20 protein-coding genes are annotated in these 19,902 nt (G+C 72.4%); 14 read left to right on the top strand and 6 right to left on the bottom strand.

Going from position 1 to position 19,902, the window contains the following annotated elements:
- Positions 1 to 34: 34 nt before the first annotated feature.
- Both ACTWP8_RS31985 and ACTWP8_RS31980 read right to left on the bottom strand, forming a co-directional pair.
- Positions 35 to 1,057: a LacI family DNA-binding transcriptional regulator gene (locus ACTWP8_RS31985; protein WP_443325566.1), complete on the bottom strand. Its 1,023-nt coding sequence runs from the start codon at positions 1,055 to 1,057 to the stop codon at positions 35 to 37.
- A gap of 24 nt (positions 1,058 to 1,081) precedes the next feature.
- Entirely contained in the window at positions 1,082 to 1,936 is an 855-nt protein-coding gene (locus tag ACTWP8_RS31980; RefSeq protein WP_443325565.1) for a response regulator transcription factor, read from the bottom strand.
- 251 nt (positions 1,937 to 2,187) lie between these two features.
- Between ACTWP8_RS31980 and ACTWP8_RS31975 the strand changes: the two genes are divergently transcribed.
- The 8 genes from ACTWP8_RS31975 (at position 2,188) to ACTWP8_RS31940 (ending at position 8,098) form a co-directional block, all read left to right on the top strand.
- Positions 2,188 to 3,243, top strand: coding sequence for an alpha/beta hydrolase (locus ACTWP8_RS31975; protein WP_443325564.1), 1,056 nt, complete (start codon positions 2,188 to 2,190; stop codon positions 3,241 to 3,243).
- 241 nt (positions 3,244 to 3,484) lie between these two features.
- A complete protein-coding gene (locus tag ACTWP8_RS31970) occupies positions 3,485 to 3,730 on the top strand; it encodes a MoaD/ThiS family protein (protein WP_443325587.1) in 246 nt (81 codons plus the stop codon).
- 10 nt (positions 3,731 to 3,740) lie between these two features.
- Positions 3,741 to 5,057, top strand: a complete 1,317-nt coding sequence (locus tag ACTWP8_RS31965) for a hypothetical protein (RefSeq protein ID WP_443325563.1) — start codon at positions 3,741 to 3,743, stop codon at positions 5,055 to 5,057.
- Between the two features lie 254 nt (positions 5,058 to 5,311).
- The gene (locus ACTWP8_RS31960; protein ID WP_443325562.1) at positions 5,312 to 6,061 is read left to right on the top strand and encodes an LmeA family phospholipid-binding protein; all 750 of its coding nucleotides are present in this window, start codon (positions 5,312 to 5,314) and stop codon (positions 6,059 to 6,061) included.
- A gap of 207 nt (positions 6,062 to 6,268) precedes the next feature.
- The gene (locus tag ACTWP8_RS31955; protein WP_443064656.1) at positions 6,269 to 6,349 is read left to right on the top strand and encodes a putative leader peptide; all 81 of its coding nucleotides are present in this window, start codon (positions 6,269 to 6,271) and stop codon (positions 6,347 to 6,349) included.
- Between the two features lie 152 nt (positions 6,350 to 6,501).
- Entirely contained in the window at positions 6,502 to 7,341 is an 840-nt protein-coding gene (locus tag ACTWP8_RS31950) for a sulfurtransferase (RefSeq protein ID WP_443325561.1), read from the top strand.
- A gap of 53 nt (positions 7,342 to 7,394) precedes the next feature.
- Positions 7,395 to 7,685 carry a DUF1416 domain-containing protein gene (locus tag ACTWP8_RS31945; RefSeq protein WP_443318173.1) on the top strand — a complete coding sequence of 97 codons (291 nt, stop codon included), beginning with the start codon at positions 7,395 to 7,397 and terminating at the stop codon, positions 7,683 to 7,685.
- A 155-nt stretch (positions 7,686 to 7,840) separates the two neighbouring features.
- Entirely contained in the window at positions 7,841 to 8,098 is a 258-nt protein-coding gene (locus ACTWP8_RS31940) for a DUF3099 domain-containing protein (RefSeq protein WP_443325560.1), read from the top strand.
- Positions 8,099 to 8,130: 32 nt separating this feature from the next.
- On the opposite strand, the gene ACTWP8_RS31935 is transcribed toward ACTWP8_RS31940, so the two are convergent.
- Complete coding sequence (locus ACTWP8_RS31935; protein ID WP_443325559.1) at positions 8,131 to 8,493, bottom strand: DsrE family protein; 363 nt, start codon at positions 8,491 to 8,493, stop codon at positions 8,131 to 8,133.
- A gap of 299 nt (positions 8,494 to 8,792) precedes the next feature.
- Between ACTWP8_RS31935 and ACTWP8_RS31930 the strand changes: the two genes are divergently transcribed.
- The 3 genes from ACTWP8_RS31930 (at position 8,793) to ygfZ (ending at position 10,903) form a co-directional block, all read left to right on the top strand.
- Positions 8,793 to 9,356, top strand: a complete 564-nt coding sequence (locus ACTWP8_RS31930) for an FABP family protein (protein ID WP_443325558.1) — start codon at positions 8,793 to 8,795, stop codon at positions 9,354 to 9,356.
- A gap of 103 nt (positions 9,357 to 9,459) precedes the next feature.
- Positions 9,460 to 9,927 carry a Fur family transcriptional regulator gene (locus ACTWP8_RS31925; RefSeq protein ID WP_443325557.1) on the top strand — a complete coding sequence of 156 codons (468 nt, stop codon included), beginning with the start codon at positions 9,460 to 9,462 and terminating at the stop codon, positions 9,925 to 9,927.
- 10 nt (positions 9,928 to 9,937) lie between these two features.
- Complete coding sequence (gene ygfZ, locus ACTWP8_RS31920; RefSeq protein WP_443325556.1) at positions 9,938 to 10,903, top strand: CAF17-like 4Fe-4S cluster assembly/insertion protein YgfZ; 966 nt, start codon at positions 9,938 to 9,940, stop codon at positions 10,901 to 10,903.
- A 500-nt stretch (positions 10,904 to 11,403) separates the two neighbouring features.
- Here ygfZ and ACTWP8_RS31915 read toward each other — a convergent pair whose 3' ends face one another.
- The 3 genes from ACTWP8_RS31915 to ACTWP8_RS31905 form a co-directional block, all read right to left on the bottom strand.
- Positions 11,404 to 13,773: an FtsX-like permease family protein gene (locus tag ACTWP8_RS31915; protein ID WP_443325586.1), complete on the bottom strand. Its 2,370-nt coding sequence runs from the start codon at positions 13,771 to 13,773 to the stop codon at positions 11,404 to 11,406.
- Between the two features lie 83 nt (positions 13,774 to 13,856).
- Positions 13,857 to 14,663: an ABC transporter ATP-binding protein gene (locus ACTWP8_RS31910; RefSeq protein WP_443325555.1), complete on the bottom strand. Its 807-nt coding sequence runs from the start codon at positions 14,661 to 14,663 to the stop codon at positions 13,857 to 13,859.
- Positions 14,660 to 15,166 carry a PadR family transcriptional regulator gene (locus tag ACTWP8_RS31905; protein ID WP_443318180.1) on the bottom strand — a complete coding sequence of 169 codons (507 nt, stop codon included), beginning with the start codon at positions 15,164 to 15,166 and terminating at the stop codon, positions 14,660 to 14,662. Before ACTWP8_RS31905 ends, ACTWP8_RS31910 begins: the two co-directional genes overlap by 4 nt.
- Before the next feature lie 172 nt (positions 15,167 to 15,338).
- Between ACTWP8_RS31905 and ACTWP8_RS31900 the strand changes: the two genes are divergently transcribed.
- The 3 genes from ACTWP8_RS31900 (at position 15,339) to ACTWP8_RS31890 (ending at position 19,900) form a co-directional block, all read left to right on the top strand.
- The gene (locus ACTWP8_RS31900; RefSeq protein ID WP_443325554.1) at positions 15,339 to 16,613 is read left to right on the top strand and encodes an ABC transporter substrate-binding protein; all 1,275 of its coding nucleotides are present in this window, start codon (positions 15,339 to 15,341) and stop codon (positions 16,611 to 16,613) included.
- Positions 16,614 to 16,832: 219 nt separating this feature from the next.
- Complete coding sequence (locus tag ACTWP8_RS31895) at positions 16,833 to 18,566, top strand: glycoside hydrolase family 13 protein (RefSeq protein WP_443325553.1); 1,734 nt, start codon at positions 16,833 to 16,835, stop codon at positions 18,564 to 18,566.
- A complete protein-coding gene (locus ACTWP8_RS31890; RefSeq protein ID WP_443325552.1) occupies positions 18,563 to 19,900 on the top strand; it encodes an ABC transporter substrate-binding protein in 1,338 nt (445 codons plus the stop codon). Before ACTWP8_RS31895 ends, ACTWP8_RS31890 begins: the two co-directional genes overlap by 4 nt.
- Positions 19,901 to 19,902: the final 2 nt, after the last annotated feature.

The raw sequence follows: 19,902 nt of genomic DNA, 5'->3' as shown, positions 1-19,902 counted from the left end.
GCTCCCGCGAAGCGGGGCGGCCGGACCGGCGAGGTCAGGCGCAGCCGCAGGACTTCCGTACCACCAGCGCCGACGGGAACTGCTTCAGCCGCTCGCGCCGCGCGCCGGCGACCCGCAGGCCGTCGTCCAGGACCAGGTCCACCGCCGCCCGCGCCATCGCCTCGCGGTCCGAGGCGATGGTCGTGAGCGGCGGGTCCGTCAGGGCCGCTTCCTTCACGTCGTCGAAGCCGGCGACCGCCAGCTCCCCCGGTACGTCGATCCGCAGCTCCCGCGCCGCCCGCAGCACGCCGATCGCCTGGTCGTCCGTCGCGCACACGATCGCCGGGGGCCGGTCGGGCCCGCCCAGCAGGCCGAGCGCCACCTGGTACGCGTCGTAGCGGTTGTACTGGGCGTGGAAGAGGCGGCCCTCCGTCGGCCGCCCCGCCTCGCGCATCGCGCGCCGCCAGCCCTCGACGTGATCGGTCACCGGGTCGCCGATGACCGGGGTGGACTCGACGCCGCCGAGGCAGGCCACGTACGCGTGTCCGTGCTCCAGCAGGTGCCGGGTGGCGAGCTGCGCGCCCCCCACGTCGTCCGTCACCACGGCCACGTCGTCGATCGCGTCCGGCCGCCGGTGCAGCAGCACCACGCGCGCGTCCCAGGCGTCGATCTCTGCGGCCGCGTGCTCGCTGGGCCCCTGGCTGACCAGGATGAGCCCGGCCACCCGCATGCCGAGGAAGGCCCGCAGATAGTGGACCTCGCGCTCGTCCAGGTAGTCGGAGTTCCCGACCAGGACCATCTTTCCGCGGTCGGCGGCTGCCTGTTCCACCGCGTGTGCCATCTCCGCGAAGAACGGCTGCCGCGCGTCCGGGACGATCATTCCTATGAGGTCGGTACGGCGTGAGGCCATGGCCTGGGCGACCCTGTCCGGCCGGTACCCCAGCTCCTTGATCGCTGCGAGTACCCGCTCGCGGGTGGCCGGAGCGACCGGCCGGGGTCCGTTGTTGATGACGTAGCTGACAACCGCGGTCGAGGTCCCCGCCAGTCTTGCCACATCGTCACGCGTCACCTTGGCCACGGCGGGCAGTCTACGCGGGATGACTCAGCCCTTCGCAGGGCGTACTGCAATGGCTTGGACACCCTCGAGCGCGCCCTCGGACGCCACCTCGGGGTCGTCGTCCGCGGTACCGGCAGCACGCTCCGCCGAAGCCGCAGCCGCCGCGTCCTGCGCCGCCGCCTCCGCCTTGGCCTCCTCGGCCGCCGCGGCACGCGCCGCCCGGTCGACCTTCTCCGGCGTGACGAAGCGGTAGCCGACGTTCCGTACGGTCCCGATCAGCGACTCGTGCTCGGGCCCGAGCTTCGCCCGCAGCCGCCGCACGTGGACGTCCACCGTCCGCGTACCGCCGAAGTAGTCGTAGCCCCACACCTCCTGGAGCAGCTGCGCGCGCGTGAAGACCCGCCCCGGGTGCTGCGCGAGGTACTTCAGGAGCTCGAACTCCTTGAAGGTCAGGTCGAGGACCCGGCCCTTGAGTTTGGCGCTGTACGTGGCCTCGTCGACCGACAGGTCACCGTTGCGGATCTCCATCGGGCTGTCGTCCGCCGAGATCTGCTGCCTGCCCATCGCGAGCCGCAGCCGGGCCTCGACCTCGGCCGGGCCCGCCGTGTCGAGCAGGACGTCGTCGATGCCCCAGTCCGCGGTGACGGCGGCGAGCCCGCCCTCCGTCACGACGAGGATCAGCGGGCAGCCGGGGCCCGTGGAGCGAAGAAGCTGGCACAGGGACCGCACCTGCGGGAGGTCGCGCCGCCCGTCGATGAGGATCACATCGGCGCCGGGGGTGTCCACCAGAGCCGGGCCCTCTGCAGGGGCCACGCGCACGCTGTGCAGCAGCAGGCCGAGAGCCGGCAGCACCTCGGTGGAGGGCTGCAGGGCGTTCGTGAGAAGCAGGAGTGAGCTCATCGGCGGCCCCCTTCGGTCGCGGGGTCGTACCCGTGTGCCCGGATCGTACGATCCGGAATGCTTCGCTTGCCCATTACGTCGGTTCCTCCTCGGTCCCATGCGAGGACGTATGTGGCACTGCTCTGTACCGTCGTGCGGCGGCTCCGCGCCCTGGAGCACGCCCGCGCTCATCCGCGCACAAGGCGCCGTGAAGCACGAAAGGACCCGGGGGCTACGCTGCCCGGATCCTCTTCCGAGCAAGAATAGCCCACATGAGCTCCGGACCAGAGGCCGAATTCGTACTGCCTTGTGTTTCCTCCATCACTTCGGGTGTTCGTCAGGTGCGTCGGCGGACCTGGCTGCTGACGGAGGACGGCGTACGGATCGAGGCCGCGTACGAGCCCTGGGCGGGCGCCCCGGGGACTCCGGGCACCCCGGGCACTCCGGGCGCTCCGGGAGGTGCCGCCGGGCCGGCCGCCGGCGCGACGGACGGCGACGGCGGCGATGGCGACGGCACAACGCCGCGCGGCGACCTGGCCATCGTGATCGCGCACGGCTTCAGCGGCTCGCTGCACCGGCCCGCGCTGCAGCGGGCGGCGCGGACGTTCGCCCAGCACGCGGCCGTGATCACGTTCTCCTTCCGGGGCCACGGGCGCTCCGGCGGACGGTCCACCGTCGGCGACCGCGAGGTGCTCGACGTGGCGGCCGTGGTGCGGTGGGCGCGGTCGCTGGGGCACGCGCGCGTGGCGACGGTCGGCTTCTCCATGGGCGGCTCCGTGGTCATCCGGCACGCGGCTCTCTACGGGTCGGCGGCAGCGGCGGTTCGGCCGTACGGAGGATCGTCAAGCGGTGCACAGGGGCATCCGGAGCACAGGGGGCGCACGGATTCACTTCCACCGGGGCGCGCTGCCCTCGCCGCACACGCGCGTGCCGGCACGCACACCGACGCCGTCGTGGCGATCAGCGCCCCCGCCCGCTGGTACTACCGCGGCACCGCGCCGATGCGGCGGCTGCACTGGGTCGTGCAGCGGCGCCTGGGCCGGCTCGTCGGCCGGTTCGGGCTGCGCACCCGTATCCACCCGAAGGACTGGGACCCGGTGCCGCTGTCCCCCGTCGAGGCAGTGCCGCTGATCCCGCCGGTCCCGCTGCTGATCGTGCACGGCGACCGGGACCCGTACTTCCCGCTCGACCACCCGCATTCGCTGGCGGACGCGGCGCCCGACGGCGCGGCCGAGCTGTGGATCGAGGCGGACCTCGGACACGCGGAGAACGCGGCGGATCCGACTCTGCTGCACCGGGTCGCCGAGTGGCTGGTGGCGGCCCGGTAGAGCCCCGCTGTTCGGCTCGACTCCGGCGGCCCGTCCTCGTACGGGTTGTCGGTGGCACCCGCCATCATGGAGTGCGGCGCACCGCGAGAGCGCCGTCGCGGAACCGGACGGACGACGACGGGCCGGGACGACGGAACCGAGAACAGGAGCCCCCATGGCCGCAGCGCAGGCCACACCGCACGGGAACGCCGCCGCGGCCGCGGACGGCGAAGCCGGCGAGGGCCGCAGGCCCCGCGGCACGATCCGTTACTGGGCCGCGGCCAAGGCCGCCGCACAGACGGCGGAGGAGCCGTACGAGGCGGCGACGCTCGCCGAGGCCCTGGAGGCGGCGCGGCAACGGCACGGCGCGCGGCCGGAGTTCGCCCGCGTGCTGCTGCGCTGCTCCTTCCTGGTCGACGGGGACCCGGTCGGGACCCGCAGCCACGACACCGTGACACTGGCCGAGGGCGGCACGGTCGAGGTGCTCCCGCCGTTCGCAGGAGGATGAGCGCGAAGCCATGAACGACCAGCCGCAGAATCCGCACGGACCGTACGGGCAGCACGATCCGTACGACTCCCGCCCCCGCGACCCGCATTCCTACGACGGACGCCCGCACAACGGGCACCCGGGGGACCCGAACCAGCCGCCGTACGAGCCGCGCCACCAGTACGCGCCGTACGAGCCGGGCGACCCGTACGCGCGGCAGCCGGACTGGCAGCCGCCCGCCGCCTCGTCCGGCCACCCCTATGAGGACCCGCAGACCCTGACCTGGCACGGCCCCACCCACGAGGACACCGGCACCGTCCACCACGCGCCGTACGATCCCGCGGGCGCGGCGGGCGCCGCCCACTTCCCGCCCGCGCGCGCCCAGGGCCCGGGCCCGCTGCCCCCGGAGCAGAGCGGCGCGCTGCCGCCGTCCCAGCACCAGGCGGCCGACGCCTTCCCCGCCGGGGGCCGGGCGCACCCGGAGGGGGGCGCCCACGCGGGCGTGGCCCCCGGTGGCCGGGCCGCCGGCGGCGCCGCGACCGTCGCCCCCGCCGCCGTCACCCGCGGCGCCCTCACGCCCGCGCAGCTGGCCCGCGCGGAGGGGCGGTCGCCGATCATTCCGCCCGGAATGCAGCCCGCGCTGCTCACTGCGGGCCTGTCGGCGCTGCTGGCGCTCGCCGCGCTGCTGACCGGCCCGCCGGCCCGCCCCGCGCTCGCCGTGCCCGTCGTCCTGCTACAGGCGCTGACGGCCGCGGGCTGGTACCGGCTCAACGGCATGTGGCCCGCCCGCCAGGGCATCGCCCTGGCCTTCGCGGGCGGCGTCACCACCGACATCGCCCTGCTCGCGACCGCCCGCGAGCACGCCCCGACCGTGGCCCTGGGAACGCTCGGCGTCTGGTGCCTGCTGGTGCTCATCCTCCAGCTGCGCAGCCACAGTTCGCCGGACGAGCGGCTGTACGCGCTGACGGCAGGCGTCGCGTCCACCGCGCTCACCGTGCTCGCGGCGGGCCACCTCGCCGCCTCCGCCGTCTCCTCCGACGCGGTGGTGATCGGTGCCGCCGCGGTCGCCGTCGCGACCGTCACGCGCGCGTTGCGCCTGCCGCCCTACGTCTCTTCCGCCGCCGCGCTGATCGCGGCCGTGGGCGCGGGCATCGCGGCGGGCGGGGCGACGGGCGTCGGCGCGTCCGGCGCGCTGCTCGGCGCGGCTGCGGGCGGCTGCGCGCTGATCGGGCTCCGCGTGGCGAGCTACGACTACCCGTCCCGCTTCGTCCACATGACGGCCGGGGTCGCGCTCCCGCTCGCCACGGCCGCGCCCGCCGTCTACGTGCTGGCCCGGGCCATCGGCTGAGGCGAGTCCGGGGGCATTCCCCGCAGGACCCCACAGCGGGCTCCGCCCTGGACTCCGGGTCTGGGGCGAAGCCCCCAGGCGGCGGAGCCCCACGCGGGAGCCCCACGTGGCGGAGCCGCATATCGTCCGCAGCCGGGAGGGGGCCTCAGGCCGCCACACCCTTCACTCTTTCGAGTGCAACCGTCGTTCGCCATGAAGTGCCGTTAGGCTCGCGAGACAACGGGGTCTGATCAAGAGGGTGGGGAAACAGCTCGATGCGCGCACTGCGAATAGTTCTGATCATCGCCGTCGTCCTGGGGGGCCTGTTCGTGGCGGCCGACCGCCTGGCCGTCGCCCTCGCCGAGGACGAGGCGGCAGAGAAGATCCGCAGCAGTCAGGCGCTCACCAGCAGTCCTGAGGTCTCGATCAAGGGCTTCCCGTTCCTCACCCAGGTCGCGAGCAAGCAACTCGACGAGGTGGACGTGGGCCTCACCGGGGTCACGGCCAGCGCGGGCGGCCACTCGGTCCAGGTGGCCGAGGTCGAGGCCGAGTTGCGGGACGTACGGATCGACGGCAGCTTCTCGTCCGCGACCGCGGACCGCGTGACCGGCTCGGCACGCATCTCCTACGCGGATCTGACGGAGGCCGCTCCCAAGGGCGCGAAGGTGGGCTACGCCGGTGCCGACAGGGCGGGCAAGGGCCAGGTCAAGGTCACGGGCCCGCTCACCGACCTGCTGGAGGGCGCGGGCATCGGCGTGCCCGGCCCCTTCGCCGACCTCCTCGAGGGCCGCACCATCACCACGTACAGCACGGTCGTCCTCTCCGGCGGCGACACGGTGCGGCTGCGCGCCGACGGCCTGCCGCGGCTGCCGGTCCCCGGGCTGGACGCCAAGGTGCGCCAGGTGCTCGACTACGACCTGAAGATCGACGGCCTGCCCAGCAGCATCAAGCTCGACAAGATCACGGCGACCCAGGGCGGCCTTGAGTTCTCCGGCACGGGTACGGACGTCTCCCTGGCCGGGTAGCCGGGATCCGGGTAGCCGTTGGCGCGGTAGCCGGGTAGTCAGATCGTGAGACGCCGCCGTCCGCAGGGCAGAAGGAGTGCCCATCGGCTGTACAGCGCCCGCCTCCCGCCGCGGCCCCGCGGTCAACCGGTCCCGCATCGCGGACATATGCATCTCAATATTTGACACGCCGGTGACAGGGCAGTGCGCGCTCCTTACGATCGGGGCATGAAGCGACAGGCGGATCTCACGAAGCGGCGGGCAGTCGACCTGTGCCGTGTCGCCGCCATGCTCTGTCGCACTCTCTGAGCAGGAGTCCCGACTCCCGCTTTCCGCAGGCCCCTTGGGGCCCCTCCCGCTCCATCGAAGCGGCCGCGCGTCGTCGCGCACCCCGTACAGCCACGCGCGACCGCGCAGCCGCAACCGCTCGCGCATCCGCAACTGCCCCGGAGGAGAAGAACATGAGCCGCAGTGACGTCCTCGTGGACGCCGACTGGGTCGAGGCCCACATCGACGACCCGAAGGTGGTCATTGTCGAGGTCGACGAGGACACCTCGGCCTACGACAAGAACCACATCAAGAACGCCGTCCGCATCGACTGGAAGAAGGACCTCCAGGACCCGGTGCGGCGTGACTTCATCGACCAGGAGGGCTTCGAGAAGCTGCTGTCGGAGAGGGGCATCGCCAACGACGACACAGTGGTCCTCTACGGCGGCAACAACAACTGGTTCGCCTCCTACGCCTACTGGTACTTCAAGCTCTACGGCCACGAGAGCGTGAAGCTCCTCGACGGCGGCCGCAAGAAGTGGGAGCTCGACTCCCGCGACCTGGTCGAGGCCGTCCCGTCCCGCCCGGCCACCGAGTACAAGGCCAAGGCCCAGAACACCGCGATCCGCGCCTTCCGCGACGACGTCCTGACCGCGATCGGCAGCCAGAACCTGGTCGACGTGCGCTCGCCCGACGAGTTCAGCGGCAAGCTGCTCGCCCCGGCGCACCTGCCGCAGGAGCAGTCGCAGCGCCCCGGCCACGTGCCGAGCGCCCGCAACATCCCGTGGTCGAAGAACGCCAACGACGACGGCACCTTCAAGTCGGACGACGAGCTCAAGGAGCTGTACGCCGAGGAGCAGGTGGACCTGTCGAAGGACACCATCGCGTACTGCAGGATCGGCGAGCGCTCCGCGCTCACCTGGTTCGTGCTGCACGAGCTGCTCGGCGTCGAGAACGTCAAGAACTACGACGGCTCGTGGACCGAGTACGGCTCCCTCGTCGGCGTGCCGATCGAGCTCGGCGCCAACGCCTGAGCCGACGGCTGAACGACTGACCCCGAACCCCCTCCTGAGAGACAAGGACGCACATGTGTGGAGCAAAGGCCGGCGGCCCGGAACTGGCAGGTGTTGACGTGGCCCGCGAGACGATCATCCAGGGTTCCGTGACCCGCGACGGCGAGCCCGTCTCGGGTTACGTCCGCCTCCTCGACGGCGGCGGCGAGTTCACCGCCGAGGTTCCGACCTCGGCGACCGGACAGTTCCGCTTCTTCGCCGCCCCGGGCACGTGGACGCTGCGCGCCCTCGTGCCGGGCGGGACGGTCGACCGCACCGTCGTCGCCCAGCAGGGCGCCGCGGCCGAGGTCGCCATCGCCGTCTGACGACGGCACGCGCGCGTACGCGCTTCGTACGGCCGGAGGGCCGCACCCCAGGGCTGGACAAGCTCTGCGGGTGCGGCCCTCCGCGCTGTCTGCTGCCACCGCGCTGCGGACCGAACCGCGGATCATGCCGCGGGCGCGGGCCGTACGCTGGACGTATGTACGCGGTGCGGCGTCGGCGGTACTTCGTCCTCATGGGGTTGTGCCTGGGACTCTTCGTCCTGGCCTGGGGAGTCGTGCGCCTCTGGTCGGTGCCCGCCGCCGTCGGAATGTGCATCACGGCGATGGTCATCCCGCCCGTCGCGGCGATCGTCGCGAACCGCCGCGGCCCGGACGACCGCTGGTGGGACGACCCCTCGGGAGACCCGCAGTCCGACCTCTGGTGGGACGAGCTGGACGGCAAGCGCCGCCACTAGGGTCACGGGCCTACGGGCCTACGGGGTCGGGCTCAGTAGACGAGAGCCTGCGCGCCGTCCGCCACGGCCTCGCTCACGAACACCTGCGCCCCCGCGACCCGCACCCCGTCGATCACGTCCTTCTCCGTGATCTCCCGGCGCGCCGCGCACTGCGTGCACAGCGTGACCAGGCCCCCCGCGAGAACCGACTCGAGCAGCTCGGGCAGCGGCGCGGCGTGCGGCAGCTCGAACTCGGCCGCCCGACCCGGCAGCGCGAACCACGCGGACTCGCCGGTCAGCCAGAGCGAGACCTCGACCCCGCTGGCCACGGCGACCGCCGCCACCGTGAAGGCCTGCGAGCACCGTTCCGGCGCATCCGTCCCGGCCGTCACCTTGATCACGAGCTTCTTCGCCATGCCCCAACTCTAGAGCGCCTACGGCAGATCATGGCGCGCTCCTGGGGCGGGCTGCGGGCCCGGCCGCACCGGCCCCTGCGCCGCAGACTAGACTCGGTCGAGGTCCGTCAGTCCGTAAGCCGGACAACCCTCACTCCGTCCGAGGAGCGCGCTCGTGCTTGATGCATTCTTCACCGCCATGCTGGTCCTCGTCGCCGTCGGCGTGGTCGCGTTCGCCGGGCTGACCGTGAAGAAGCTGTTCCAGGGCCAGCGCTGATCGCACGCACGGTCCCCACTCTCCCCACAGATCGCCTGAGCTCATGATCGAGATCCCGTCCGACCTCAACCCGGACCTCGTCCCCCTCGCCTTCCTTCTCGGCCACTGGGAAGGGGCGGGTGTCTTCGACTTCCCCGGGGACGAGAAGTGCAACTTCGGCCAGGAAGTGATCTTCAGTCACGACGGCCGGGACTTCCTCGAGTACGTCTCGCACACCTGGGTCCTGGACAGCGATGGCCGGAAGGTCCGCCCGCTGGAGACGGAGACCGGCTACTGGCGGGTCGACAAGGACCGCAAGGTCGAGGTCGTGATGGTCCGGGACCAGGGCGTCGCCGAGGTCTGGTACGGCGAGCTGGCCGACAAGAAGCCGCAGATCGACCTGGCCACCGACGCCGTGGCCCGTACCGCCGCCTCGGGGCCGTACTCCGGCGGGAAGCGGCTCTACGGCTACGTGAAGGGCGACCTGATGTGGGTCGGCGAGAAATCCTCCCCCGAGGTGGAGCTGCGCCCGTACATGTCGGCGCATCTGAAGAAGGTCGTCGACCCCCGCGAGTGGGCCAAGGACCTCAAGGACCTGCCGGATGACGGCATCGCCTTCTTCAAGTAGATCGCCTTCTTCAAGGAGGCGGCCGCGTGGTCGGCAGGGTGCGCCGACACTTGATCGCCGTCGGCGAGGCCGCTGCGGGCGGCCCCCCTCCTACACTGACCGTGTGGTGACCACCGACTGGCAGAGCGATCTCAGAAGGCGCGGGTACCGGCTGACCCCGCAGCGCCAGCTCGTACTGGAGGCCGTGGACAAGCTGGAGCACGCGACTCCGGACGCCATCCTCACCGAGGTGCGGCGCACCGCGGGTGGCGTGAACATCTCCACGGTGTACCGGACGCTGGAGCTGCTGGAGGAGCTCGGCCTGGTCAGCCATGCCCACCTCGGGCACGGGGCCCCCACGTACCACCTGGCGGACCGGCACCACCACCTGCACCTGGTGTGCCGGGACTGCTCGGACGTGATCGAGGCCGACGCGTCGGTGGCCTCGGGCTTCACCGACCAGCTGCGGGAGTCCTTCGGCTTCGACACCGATCTGAAGCACTTCGCCATCTTCGGCAGGTGCCGGGACTGCACGGTGAAGAAGGCCACGTCAGGTGGTGGGCCCACTACCGGCCCGCCTACCGGACCGTAGGCTAATAGCTATGAAGAGCCTCCTGCTGTCGCTGCCCGGCGCGGTTCCCGCCGAGGCCCCCGATGAAGGCGTCGCCGCGCACTACGGCGATCTGTTCCGCGAGCAGCGCGCGCTCGCCGGCGGCACCGGGTTCGTGGACCTCTCGCACCGCGGCGTCGTCACGATCAGCGGCCCGGAACGGCTGAGCTGGCTGCATCTGCTGCTCACCCAGCACGTCACAGAACTGCCGCCGGGCCAGGCCACCGAGGCGCTGGTGCTGTCCGCGCACGGTCACATCGAGCATGCGCTCTACCTGGTGGACGACGGCGAGACGACGTGGGCGCACGTCGAGCCGGGCACGCAGGGCGACCTGATCGCCTACCTGGAAGGCATGAAGTTCTTCTACCGGGTCGAGGTGAAGGACGCGACGGGCGACTACGGGGTCGTCCACCTCCCCGCGGGGTCGATCGCCGAGACGCCCGACGGTGTCGTCGTACGGGAGACCGCGCACGGCCGGGACCTCTTCCTGCCGCGCGCCTCCCTGGAGAAATTCGCCGAGGCGAACGGACCGGCGATCGGCGTCATGGCGCTGGAGGCGCTGCGCGTGGAGGCGCACCGGCCGCGCTTCGGCCTGGAGACCGACCACCGGACGATCCCGCACGAGGTGGGCTGGCTGGACACGGCCGTCCACCTGGACAAAGGCTGCTACCGGGGCCAGGAGACCGTGGCGCGCGTCCACAACCTGGGGAAACCGCCACGTCGGCTGGTCTTCCTGCACCTGGACGGCAGCGAGGTGAAGCTGCCGGGGCACGGGGCGCCGGTGCGGCTGGCGGCGGACGGCGAGGAGGGGCGCCAGCTCGGCTTCGTCACGACGTCGGCGCGCCACTACGAGCTGGGGCCGATCGCGCTGGCACTGGTGAAGCGGAATGTGCCGGTGGACGCGGAGCTGATCGTGGACGCAACGGCTGCGGCGCAGGAAGTCGTCGTCGAGCCGTAGGCCTCACGGCCGGTGCGACTCCGCGACGAAGGCCCGGCGCCCTGTGGCCATGGCCCCGCCCTCGCGGGACCGACGGAGCACCGGGCCACGGCGGACAACCGACGCGGCCCGCGCCCGCGACTTCTCCGAACCGGAAGCCTGACCGCCTCCGCGCTGCTCAACAGCCCGGCAGGGCACCGGTACGCACGTCTCCGACCGACGCCGCCCCACGGCACAACACGGCAGAAGCCCCAGGGCCGGTGGCCACGGCCCCGCCCTCGCCGGACCGACCGAGCACCGGGCCACGGCGGACAACGACGCGGCCCGCTCCCGCGACTTCCCCGAACCGGAAGCCTGACCGCCTCCGCGCTGCTCAACAGCCCGGCAGGGCGCCCGGGACGCACGTCTTCGGTTGACGCGGCCCGCGCCCGCGACTTCGCCGAACCTGGGGCCCGGCCACCTGCCCGGCAGAGTGCCCGGAGCCCGCGGCGGGCGGCGGAAGCCGCGGTGTCCGGGGGCGGTCAGAGTGTGTCGCTCAGGGTGTCCGCAAGGCGTTGGCGTACGGCACGGGATGCCGGCAGGACCGAGACGGCCACCGCGCCCGCCACCGCCGCCGCGCCGACCAGCAGGAGGGCCGCGAGCGGGGGCTGCTGGGCGATACCCGCGCCGATGCCGCTCGAGCTGCCCTGCAGGTCGATCAGCCAGCCGGCCGCCAGGACGCCCGTCGCCGTCCCGGCCACCGCCGCGGCCAGCGCGGTGAAGCCCGTCCCGGCCACGATCACCGCGATGATCTGGCGCGGGGTCAGCCCAATGGCCTTGAGCGCGAGCAGATCCCGGCGGCGGTCGCGCACGCCCGCGCCGATCGTCGTCGAGAGCTCGGCGAGGCCGATCAGCGCGAGGACGGTGACGAGCCCGGCCAGCACACCGCGTACGGCCGACAGTTCGTCCACCGGGTTGGGGATCTCCCGTACGTCCAGCTGCCCGCCCTGCGCCTGCGCCGCCGCGGATGCCGACAGGCGGGCGCCGACCGCGGCGGGGTCGGCGTCCCGGTCGAGCACGACGTGGTAGAAGCCGGGCCGCAGCGTGGCGTCCCCCTCCCGCAGGGTGTCGACGGCCGTGGAGATCACCCGGCCGCCGTCCTCGGGCTCGATGCTGCGCCCGACGATGTGCAGCACCTGCGGGCTGCCCTCGACCGTCATGCGCACCCAGTCGCCGACCTCCACACCGAGCAGGTCGAGGAGCCCCTGCCCGGCGACCGCCTCGTCGGGCCCGTGGGCGGCGCGCCCCTCGGCGACGGTGAAGGGGTACGGGTCGCGGGCCGTGCCCAGGCCGCGCAGTGTGATCGTGCCGGTCTGGCCGGGGACCAGCGCCTCGACCTCCGCACCCGGGTAGGCCGCGGTCACCTCCGGGCGGTCGGCCAGCATCCGCCGTACCGTGCCGCCGTCGAGATCGTCGCCGCGGACGGTGAGCGCGGCGGGGAGTCCGACCTGTTCCGGGTGGGCCTCGAAGCGGTCCAGGGTGGTCCAGGCCCCGAGGACCACGGTGATCAGCAGCAGCGGAACGGCGAGCCGGGCGGCGGCGGCGAGGCCGCGCGCCCGCGAGTGGAAGGCGCCGCGCCAGCCGAGCACCAGGGCCGGCGGGAGGCGCAGGCCGAGGGCCCGCCGCACCGTTCCGGGCATGCTCCGGCGCCCCGCGGGCATCGCGGCCTGGGCGACGGGCACGGGCGGGACGCGGCCGGCCCGCCAGGCGGCCAGTCCCGTCGTACAGGTGATGAGCAGCAGCGCGCCGAACGGGATCGCCAGCGGGATCCAGGTGTGGGCGGGCAGCGCCTGCCACAGCCGCATCGCCTCGCCGACCCGGCCGGGCATCCGCGGTCCCAGCACCTCGGTGAGGACCGCCCCGCAGGCCACGCCGAGCAGGGCGAGGGCCGCGTGCTCGACGAGGAAGGTGCGGACGAGCTGGGCGGGGGTGAACCCGATGGCCTTGAGGATCGATATGTCCCGCAGATGGCCGCGGATCCTGGTGCTGATCGCCCCGGCCACGGCGAGGGCCGCGGCCAGCAGCGCTCCGAGCCCGAACAGGCCGAGCAGCAGCCCGAGAAGGCGGTCCCCGCCCTCGGCGTCGGCCCGCGCCCCCTGCCAGGTGGAGACCTTCGCGATCTGGTCGGCGCCGAGCTTGGTGACGGCCTGCTGGACGGCGAAGTCGGTGTCGTCGGGTTCGGTGAGCCGCAGCCCGATCGTCTGGCCGAGGCGGGATTCGTCGGGCTCTACGCGGTGCAGGGCGGACGGGAGCACCCAGGCCGTGCCGGGGGTCTCTCCCGGGCTGTAGTGCGGCTCGGCGGTGTCCGCGATGCCGGTCACGCGGAGGGTCTGAACGGCCCCGCCGGAGCCGCGGACCTTGAGCGAGTCGCCGGGCTCGGCCCACAGCGCGCGGGCGAGCGAGCCCTCCAGCACGATCCCGCTCTCCGCGCCCGCGCCCGATCCCGTACCCTCGCCCGCTCCCGCACCGAGCCAGCGGCCGGCGGTCACCAACGGGCGCGCCACGTCGGGCGGATCGGCCTCGGCGGCGCGCAGCTGCACCGTGGCCCTGGCGCCGCTGAGCTCCGCGGTGGCGCCCGCGGTGCTGAACGGCCCGGACGCGGCATCGACCCCGTCGAGACCGGCGAGCGCCGCGGGGTCGGCCGCGGGGTCGGCCGTGCCCTTGGTCTGGATCCAGACGTGGGCGCCGGAGGACTGGGTGAACACCCGCTGCCAGGGGTTCGCCGCGTACGCCAGAAAGGCGCCCGCGAGCAGCAGCGAGACGATGATCCCGGCCGTGGCGAGGACCAGGAACAGCGATTCGCCGCGGTGCGCCCGGAGGTCGGCGCGCACCCAGCGCGCGGTGGCACCCAGGGCAAGCCGCTGCGGTCCGGTCACCCCGCGCACCGCGGCGGCACGCAGACGTGCCCAGCGCACAGCGACGGCCCGCATCCTGGTCAGCCCTTCAGCTCGAGCATGCCGGAGACGCCGCCAGGGCGCCGCTTGCCGCCGCGCTTGCCGTCACCGTCGCCGTCACTGCCGCCGAGCTTCGCGTCGTCGGCGATCCGCCCGTCGAAGAGGCTGATCACCCGGTCCGCGGCGCTCGCCATCCGGGCATCGTGGGTGACCAGCACGATGGTCTGGCCGCGCTCGTGGTAGCGGGACAGCAGCCGCAGCACCTCACGGGTGCCCTTGCTGTCGAGGCTGCCCGCGGGCTCGTCGGCGAGCAGCAGGCCTGGCTGGTTGACCAGCGCGCGGGCGAGCGCGACGCGCTGCTGCTCGCCGCCGGACAGCTCACCCGGCGTGCTGTTCTCCTTGCCGTCGAGGCCGAGGTCGGCGAGGAGCTCGGCGCGGCTCTCCCTGGCCTGCCGCGGGGAGCTGCCCGCGAGCAGCGCGGGCAGCTCGACGTTGTCGGCCACGGTCAGGTGGGAGACCAGGTTGAAGAACTGGAAGACGATGCCGATACGGCGGCGGCGCAGCAGCGCCCAGCGGGCCTCGCTGTAGGTGTCGACCCGCGCGCCCTCGAGCCAGATACGCCCGCTGTCCGGCCGGTGCAGGCCGCCGAGCAGATGGAGCAGGGTGGACTTTCCGGCGCCGGAAGGGCCGGTGACGGCCACGAACTCGCCGTGCTCGACGGACAGGTCCACCCCGCGTACGGCCTTGACGGGGGCGCCGTCGGACCGGTGCGTCTTGACCAGGCCCTCGGCTCTGACGATGGGAGCCGCTTCTGCGGCTCCCTGGCTCTGGCTGCGCTCGCGGCTCATTCCAGCTCCTCCTGACAGCGCTCCAACCAGTCGAGGTCCGCCTGCAGATGCAGCATCGCGCCCTCGATGAGCAGCTGCGCGACCCGGTTGTCCCGGTCCTCGGTCGCGGCCAGCTTCGACAGATCACGCATGGTGTTGAGGTAGTGGCGACGCTGCTTGTTGATCAGGGCGATCTGGTCGGCCATGCCCGTTTCCGGGGCGATGGCGAGCTTCATGAAGAACTCGTCCCGCACCCGCGGCTCTTCCGTCGGCTCGTCGAACCACGCGGCCACCGCCTCACGCCCCGCGTCGGTGAGCTGGTAGATGCGCTTGTTCGGCCGGCTCGACTGGGTGACGTCCTCGCCCTCGATCAGCCCGGATTTCTCCAGCCTGCCCAAGGTCACGTAGATCTGCCCGACGTTGGGCTGAGGGTACGCGGCGCCCAGGAGCTTCTCAAGGGCCAGCTTCAGCTCGTAGCCGTGGGCCGGGCCCTTGGCGAGAAGCGCGAGGAGGGACAGACGCACGCTCGCCCTCCTCCCTCCCCGCCGTTACCTACTCGTTAGCCGACAGCTCCGGGCTGTGAGCCGGATCGCCCTCGGATATGTCCGCGACGTCTAGTATCGCGCATGCCTAACAGGTATACAGGGGCGCGGAAGTCGGCAGGGCGGCCGGCGCCGGTGTGCCAAGGAGGAACCTATGCGGTGGACACGTGCCGCGGGTAGGGGGCTCCTGGCAACAGCGCTGATCCTCGTGGGCTATGCGGGTACGGGCGCCAGGGCCGGTGAGGTGGCGGACGGCGACGGCCGCGGCCCCATGACGCTGGTGACCGGCGGGGACCTGACCAGCTATCTGCGCGGTGTCCTCGACGACTGGAACCGTACGCACCCCGCCGAGAAGGTCACCCTGGTCGAACTGCCGGAGGCCGCGGACGAGGTCCGCGCCCAGATGACCACCAGCCTGCGCTCCGGCAGCGACCGCTTCGACGTGCTCAACATCGACGTCGCCTGGACCTCCGAGTTCGCGGCGGCGGGCTGGATCGCCCCGCTGGACGCCGACCGCTTCCCCATCAAGCGCTTCCTGCCGCCCGTGGTGGAGACCGCCACCTTCGGCGGGCGGCTGCACGCGCTGCCGTACGTCACCAACGCGGGCCTGCTCTACTACCGCAAGGACGTGCTGCACAAGGCGGGCGAGCGGCCGCCGCGCACCTGGGCCGAGCTGGAGCGGCTGGCGAAGACCGTGGCCCCGGAGTACGGCCTGGACGGCTACGCCGGGCAGTTCCTGCCGTACGAGAGGCTCACGGTGAACGCCATCGAGGCCGTGCAGTCGGCCGGCGGCTCGGTCCTCGCGAACGAGGGCGCCCGGGTGACCGTGGACTCCGAGGCCGCCCGCAAGGGGCTGGCGTTCCTGACCGACGGCGTGCGGGAGGGGTGGATCCCCGAGAAGGCGCTCGCCTACAAGGAGGAGGAGTCCCGCCGGGCCTTCCAGAACGGCGATCTGCTCTTCCTGCGCAACTGGCCGTACGTCCACAGGCTGGCGAGCCGCGGGGACTCGAAGGTGGCGGGGAAGTTCGGCGTGGTCCCGCTGCCGGGGCCGCAGCGACGCGCCGTGGGCGTGCTCGGCGGCTCGAACCTCGCGGTCAACGCGCACTCCCGGCACAAGGAGTCCGCCGCGGACCTGCTGGGCTATCTGACGAGCGAGAGGGTCCAGCGGCAGGTGCTCACCGAGGGTGCGCTGCCGCCCGTGTGGGCCGATCTGTACACCGACCCGGCGCTGGTGCGCCGCTACCCGTATCTGCCCACGCTCCGGCAGAGCGTGCTCGACGCGAGGCCGCGCCCCAAGAGCCCGCGGTACGAGCAGGTGAACCTGGCGGTCCAGGCCGTCGTGCACGACGCGATGGCGCAGCGGGAGACCCCGGACCACGCGGTTGCCCGGCTGGCGCGGGAGCTCGGGGCGATCGTCCGCCGCGGCTGAGGCTCGATCCCAGGGCCGACTTCAGGGCCGTTTAGTTACCTGTTATCTACAGGCGCCTCTTCAAAAGTCCGTGCAAATCTGGACAACTCTCCTTGCATTGCCAGGTATTTTCCTGCGCACTCATTGACACCTGTTCGATACGGCTACTTAACATGCATGCATCACGCGCCGGGCGGAGGATCGCGAGGCGCACCGAGTCGGACAGACGGGTCAACGGGAATGCACACAGGCACGGCCGCCTCCCCCCAGCACTGGTGGCGGGATGCGGTGATCTACCAGGTCTACGTCCGCAGCTTCCTCGACAGCACCGGGGACGGCATCGGCGACCTGGCCGGCGTCCGGGCGGGACTGCCGTATCTCAAGAAGCTGGGCGTGGACGGCATCTGGCTCAGCCCGTTCTACCCGTCCCCGCACCACGACCACGGCTACGACGTCGCCGACTACTGCGGCGTCGACCCGGTCTTCGGCGACCTCGCCGAGTTCGACAACCTCGTGGCGGACGCCCACCGGCTCGGCCTGAAGATCCTCATCGACATCGTCCCCAACCACTGCTCCAGCGAGCACCCGTGGTTCCGCGCGGCGCTCGAGGACGGCCCGGGCAGCGCGGCCCGCGCCCGCTTCCACTTCGCCGACGGGCGCGGCGCGCACGGCGAACTGCCGCCCAACAACTGGCGGGCCATGTTCGGCGGCCCCGCCTGGTCCAGGGTGACCGAGGCGGACGGCGAGCCCGGCCAGTGGTACCTCCACCTGTTCACCCCGGAGCAGCCCGACCTCAACTGGCGCGAGCCGGCCGTGGGCGACTCCTTCGACGAGGTGCTGCGCTTCTGGCTCGACCGCGGGGTCGATGGCTTCCGGATCGACGTGGCCGCGGGCCTGTTCAAGCACCCGTCGCTCCCCGACTCGCCCGACCCTGAGGCCGACGAGCGCGCCCGCGACTCGGTCAACCCGCTGGCCTGGAACCAGCCCGAGGTTCACCAGGTGTGGCGCGACTGGCGTGCGGTGTGCGAGGAGTACACGGCACGCGACGGGCTCGACCGGCTGCTGGTCGGCGAGGTGTCCGTGCCGACGCCCCGCGAACACGCCGAGTACGTCCGCCCGGACGAGCTGCACCAGGCGTTCTTCTTCGACCTGCTCAGCGCCCAGTGGGACGTCGACGCCTTCCGGAAGGCCATCTCCGAGGCGCTCACCGACATCGCGGGTACCGGCTCCACCGTTACCTGGGTGCTCAACAACCACGACCAGGTCAGGACCGTCACCCGCTACGCGGGCGAGTCCACCGAGGTCGGTACCGCGCGGGCCCGAGCCGCCGCCCTGCTGATGCTCGCGCTGCCCGGCGCCGCGTACGTCTACCAGGGCGAGGAGCTGGGTCTGCCCGAGGTGGACGACCTGCCCGACGAGGTGCTCACCGACCCGATCTTCCGCAGGACCGGCAGCCGCCTCCGGATACGCGACGGCTGCCGGGTGCCGCTGCCCTGGTCGGGGCAGGCCTCGCCGTTCGGCTTCACCGCGGCCGGCAGCGCGGCCCGGCCGTGGCTGCCGCAGCCCGAGTGGTTCGCGCAGCACGCCACCGACCGGGCGCTGACCGACACCCGCTCCTTCTGGCACCTCTACCGCGACGGTCTCGCGCTGCGCCGCAGCCTGCCGCAGCTGGGCGAAGGGACCCTGCGCTGGCTCGAGACCGACCCGCAGGTCCTCGCGTTCGTACGCGGCGACGGGCTGGTCTGCGCGGTCAACTTCGGCCTCGGCCCCGTACCGGCGCCGGCCGCCGGTGCCCCGCTGCTCGCGAGCGGCGACTGCCCGCCGGGGATCCTCCCCGCCTCCACCGCCGCCTGGTGGATCAGCGACCCCGCCCCCACCCCGGACACCCCCAAGACCCCCGGCAACCCGGCCAACCCCGCCAACTCGACGGACTCCACGAACTCCGCCGACTCCTCGAAGGGAATCACCTCATGAGCCACGCCACGAGACGACGCATAGCCGCGACCGGCGCTGCGGCCCTCGGCCTCGCCCTGACCGCCACCGCCTGCGGCGGAAGCGGCAGCGGGAGCTCCGGCAAGCAGGAGCTGAAGGGCCAGTCCGTCACGGTCGCCGGAGTGTGGACCGGCGTCGAGCAGAAGAACTTCAAGAAGGTGCTGGACGCCTTCTCCGAGAAGACCGGCGCCAAGGTCAACTTCATCTCCACCGGCGACAACGTCTCCACTGTCATCGGCAGCAAGATCGAGGGCGGCAATGCCCCCGACGTGGTGATGGTGCCGCAGCCCGGCGTCCTCAAGGAGTTCGCGGGCAAGGGCTGGCTCCAGCCCCTCTCCGCCAACGTCTACGAGAAGGCCGGGATCCACTTCGCACCCGTGTGGCGGGACTACGGCACCGTCAACGGCAAGTACTACGGCCTCTACTTCAAGGCCTCCAACAAGTCGACGGTCTGGTACAGCCCGGACGCCTTCACGCAGGCCGGGGTCGAGCCGCCGAAGACCTACGACGCGATGCTGAAGGCCGGCAAGACCGTCTCCGACTCCGGTCTGCCCGCCTTCTCCGTCGCGGGCGAGGACGGCTGGACCCTCACCGACTGGTTCGAGAACGTCTACCTCTCCCAGGCCGGGCCCGAGAACTACGACAAGCTGGCCGAGCGCAAGATCCCGTGGACCCACCCCACCGTGGTGAAGGCCCTGACCACGCTCGGCGAGCTGTTCAAGGACAAGAACCTGGTGGCCGGGGGCAGCTCCGGCGCGCTGCGCACCGACTTCCCCGAGTCCGTCGAGCAGGTCTTCGGCAACGACCCGAAGGCCGGGATGGTCTACGAGGGCGACTTCGTCGGCGGCATCGTCTCCGGCGAGTTCAAGAAGAAGGTCGGCGAGGACGCGAAGTTCTTCCCCTTCCCGGCGGTCAAGGGCGGGAAGACACCGGTGGTCGGCGGCGGTGACGCGGCGGCCGTCCTCAAGGCCGGGAAGAACCGCGAGGCCGCCCAGAAGCTCGTCGAGTTCATGGCGACGCCCGAGGCGGCCGAGGTGTGGGCCAAGGCAGGCGGCTTCACCTCCCCCAACGAGAGCCTGAATCCGGACGCCTACCAGGACGACGCCAGCCGGAAGAGCGCGCAGGCGCTGGTGAAGGCGGGCGACTCGGTGCGGTTCGACCTGTCCGACCTGGCCCCGGCCGCCTTCGGCGGAACCAAGGGCGCGGGCGAGTGGAAGCTGCTCCAGGACTTCCTGCGCGACCCGTCCGACCCCGAGGGCACCGCTCGCAAGCTCGAGGCCGCCGCCGCCAAGGCGTACAAGGACACCCAGGACTGAGG

This window comes from Streptomyces sp. 7N604 (genome assembly GCF_052245475.1).
Classification (GTDB): Bacteria; Actinomycetota; Actinomycetes; order Streptomycetales; family Streptomycetaceae; genus Streptomyces.
The sequence above is the reverse complement of the archived record's forward strand: the minus strand, read 5'-3'. Positions and strand labels throughout refer to the sequence as shown.

Excerpts from the sequence above, each read along its gene's own strand:
- ACTWP8_RS31980 (WP_443325565.1), bottom strand. The coding sequence starts at position 1,936 with ATGAGCTCACTCCTGCTTCTCACGAACGCCCTGCAGCCCTCCACCGAG.
- ACTWP8_RS31975 (WP_443325564.1), top strand. The coding sequence starts at position 2,188 with ATGAGCTCCGGACCAGAGGCCGAATTCGTACTGCCTTGTGTTTCCTCC.
- ACTWP8_RS31965 (WP_443325563.1), top strand. The coding sequence starts at position 3,741 with ATGAACGACCAGCCGCAGAATCCGCACGGACCGTACGGGCAGCACGAT.
- ACTWP8_RS31960 (WP_443325562.1), top strand. The coding sequence starts at position 5,312 with ATGCGCGCACTGCGAATAGTTCTGATCATCGCCGTCGTCCTGGGGGGC.
- ACTWP8_RS31955 (WP_443064656.1), top strand. The coding sequence starts at position 6,269 with ATGAAGCGACAGGCGGATCTCACGAAGCGGCGGGCAGTCGACCTGTGC.
- ACTWP8_RS31950 (WP_443325561.1), top strand. The coding sequence starts at position 6,502 with ATGAGCCGCAGTGACGTCCTCGTGGACGCCGACTGGGTCGAGGCCCAC.
- ACTWP8_RS31945 (WP_443318173.1), top strand. The coding sequence starts at position 7,395 with ATGTGTGGAGCAAAGGCCGGCGGCCCGGAACTGGCAGGTGTTGACGTG.
- ACTWP8_RS31940 (WP_443325560.1), top strand. The coding sequence starts at position 7,841 with ATGTACGCGGTGCGGCGTCGGCGGTACTTCGTCCTCATGGGGTTGTGC.
- ACTWP8_RS31935 (WP_443325559.1), bottom strand. The coding sequence starts at position 8,493 with ATGGCGAAGAAGCTCGTGATCAAGGTGACGGCCGGGACGGATGCGCCG.
- ACTWP8_RS31930 (WP_443325558.1), top strand. The coding sequence starts at position 8,793 with ATGATCGAGATCCCGTCCGACCTCAACCCGGACCTCGTCCCCCTCGCC.
- ygfZ (WP_443325556.1), top strand. The coding sequence starts at position 9,938 with ATGAAGAGCCTCCTGCTGTCGCTGCCCGGCGCGGTTCCCGCCGAGGCC.
- ACTWP8_RS31910 (WP_443325555.1), bottom strand. The coding sequence starts at position 14,663 with ATGAGCCGCGAGCGCAGCCAGAGCCAGGGAGCCGCAGAAGCGGCTCCC.
- ACTWP8_RS31900 (WP_443325554.1), top strand. The coding sequence starts at position 15,339 with ATGCGGTGGACACGTGCCGCGGGTAGGGGGCTCCTGGCAACAGCGCTG.
- ACTWP8_RS31895 (WP_443325553.1), top strand. The coding sequence starts at position 16,833 with ATGCACACAGGCACGGCCGCCTCCCCCCAGCACTGGTGGCGGGATGCG.
- ACTWP8_RS31890 (WP_443325552.1), top strand. The coding sequence starts at position 18,563 with ATGAGCCACGCCACGAGACGACGCATAGCCGCGACCGGCGCTGCGGCC.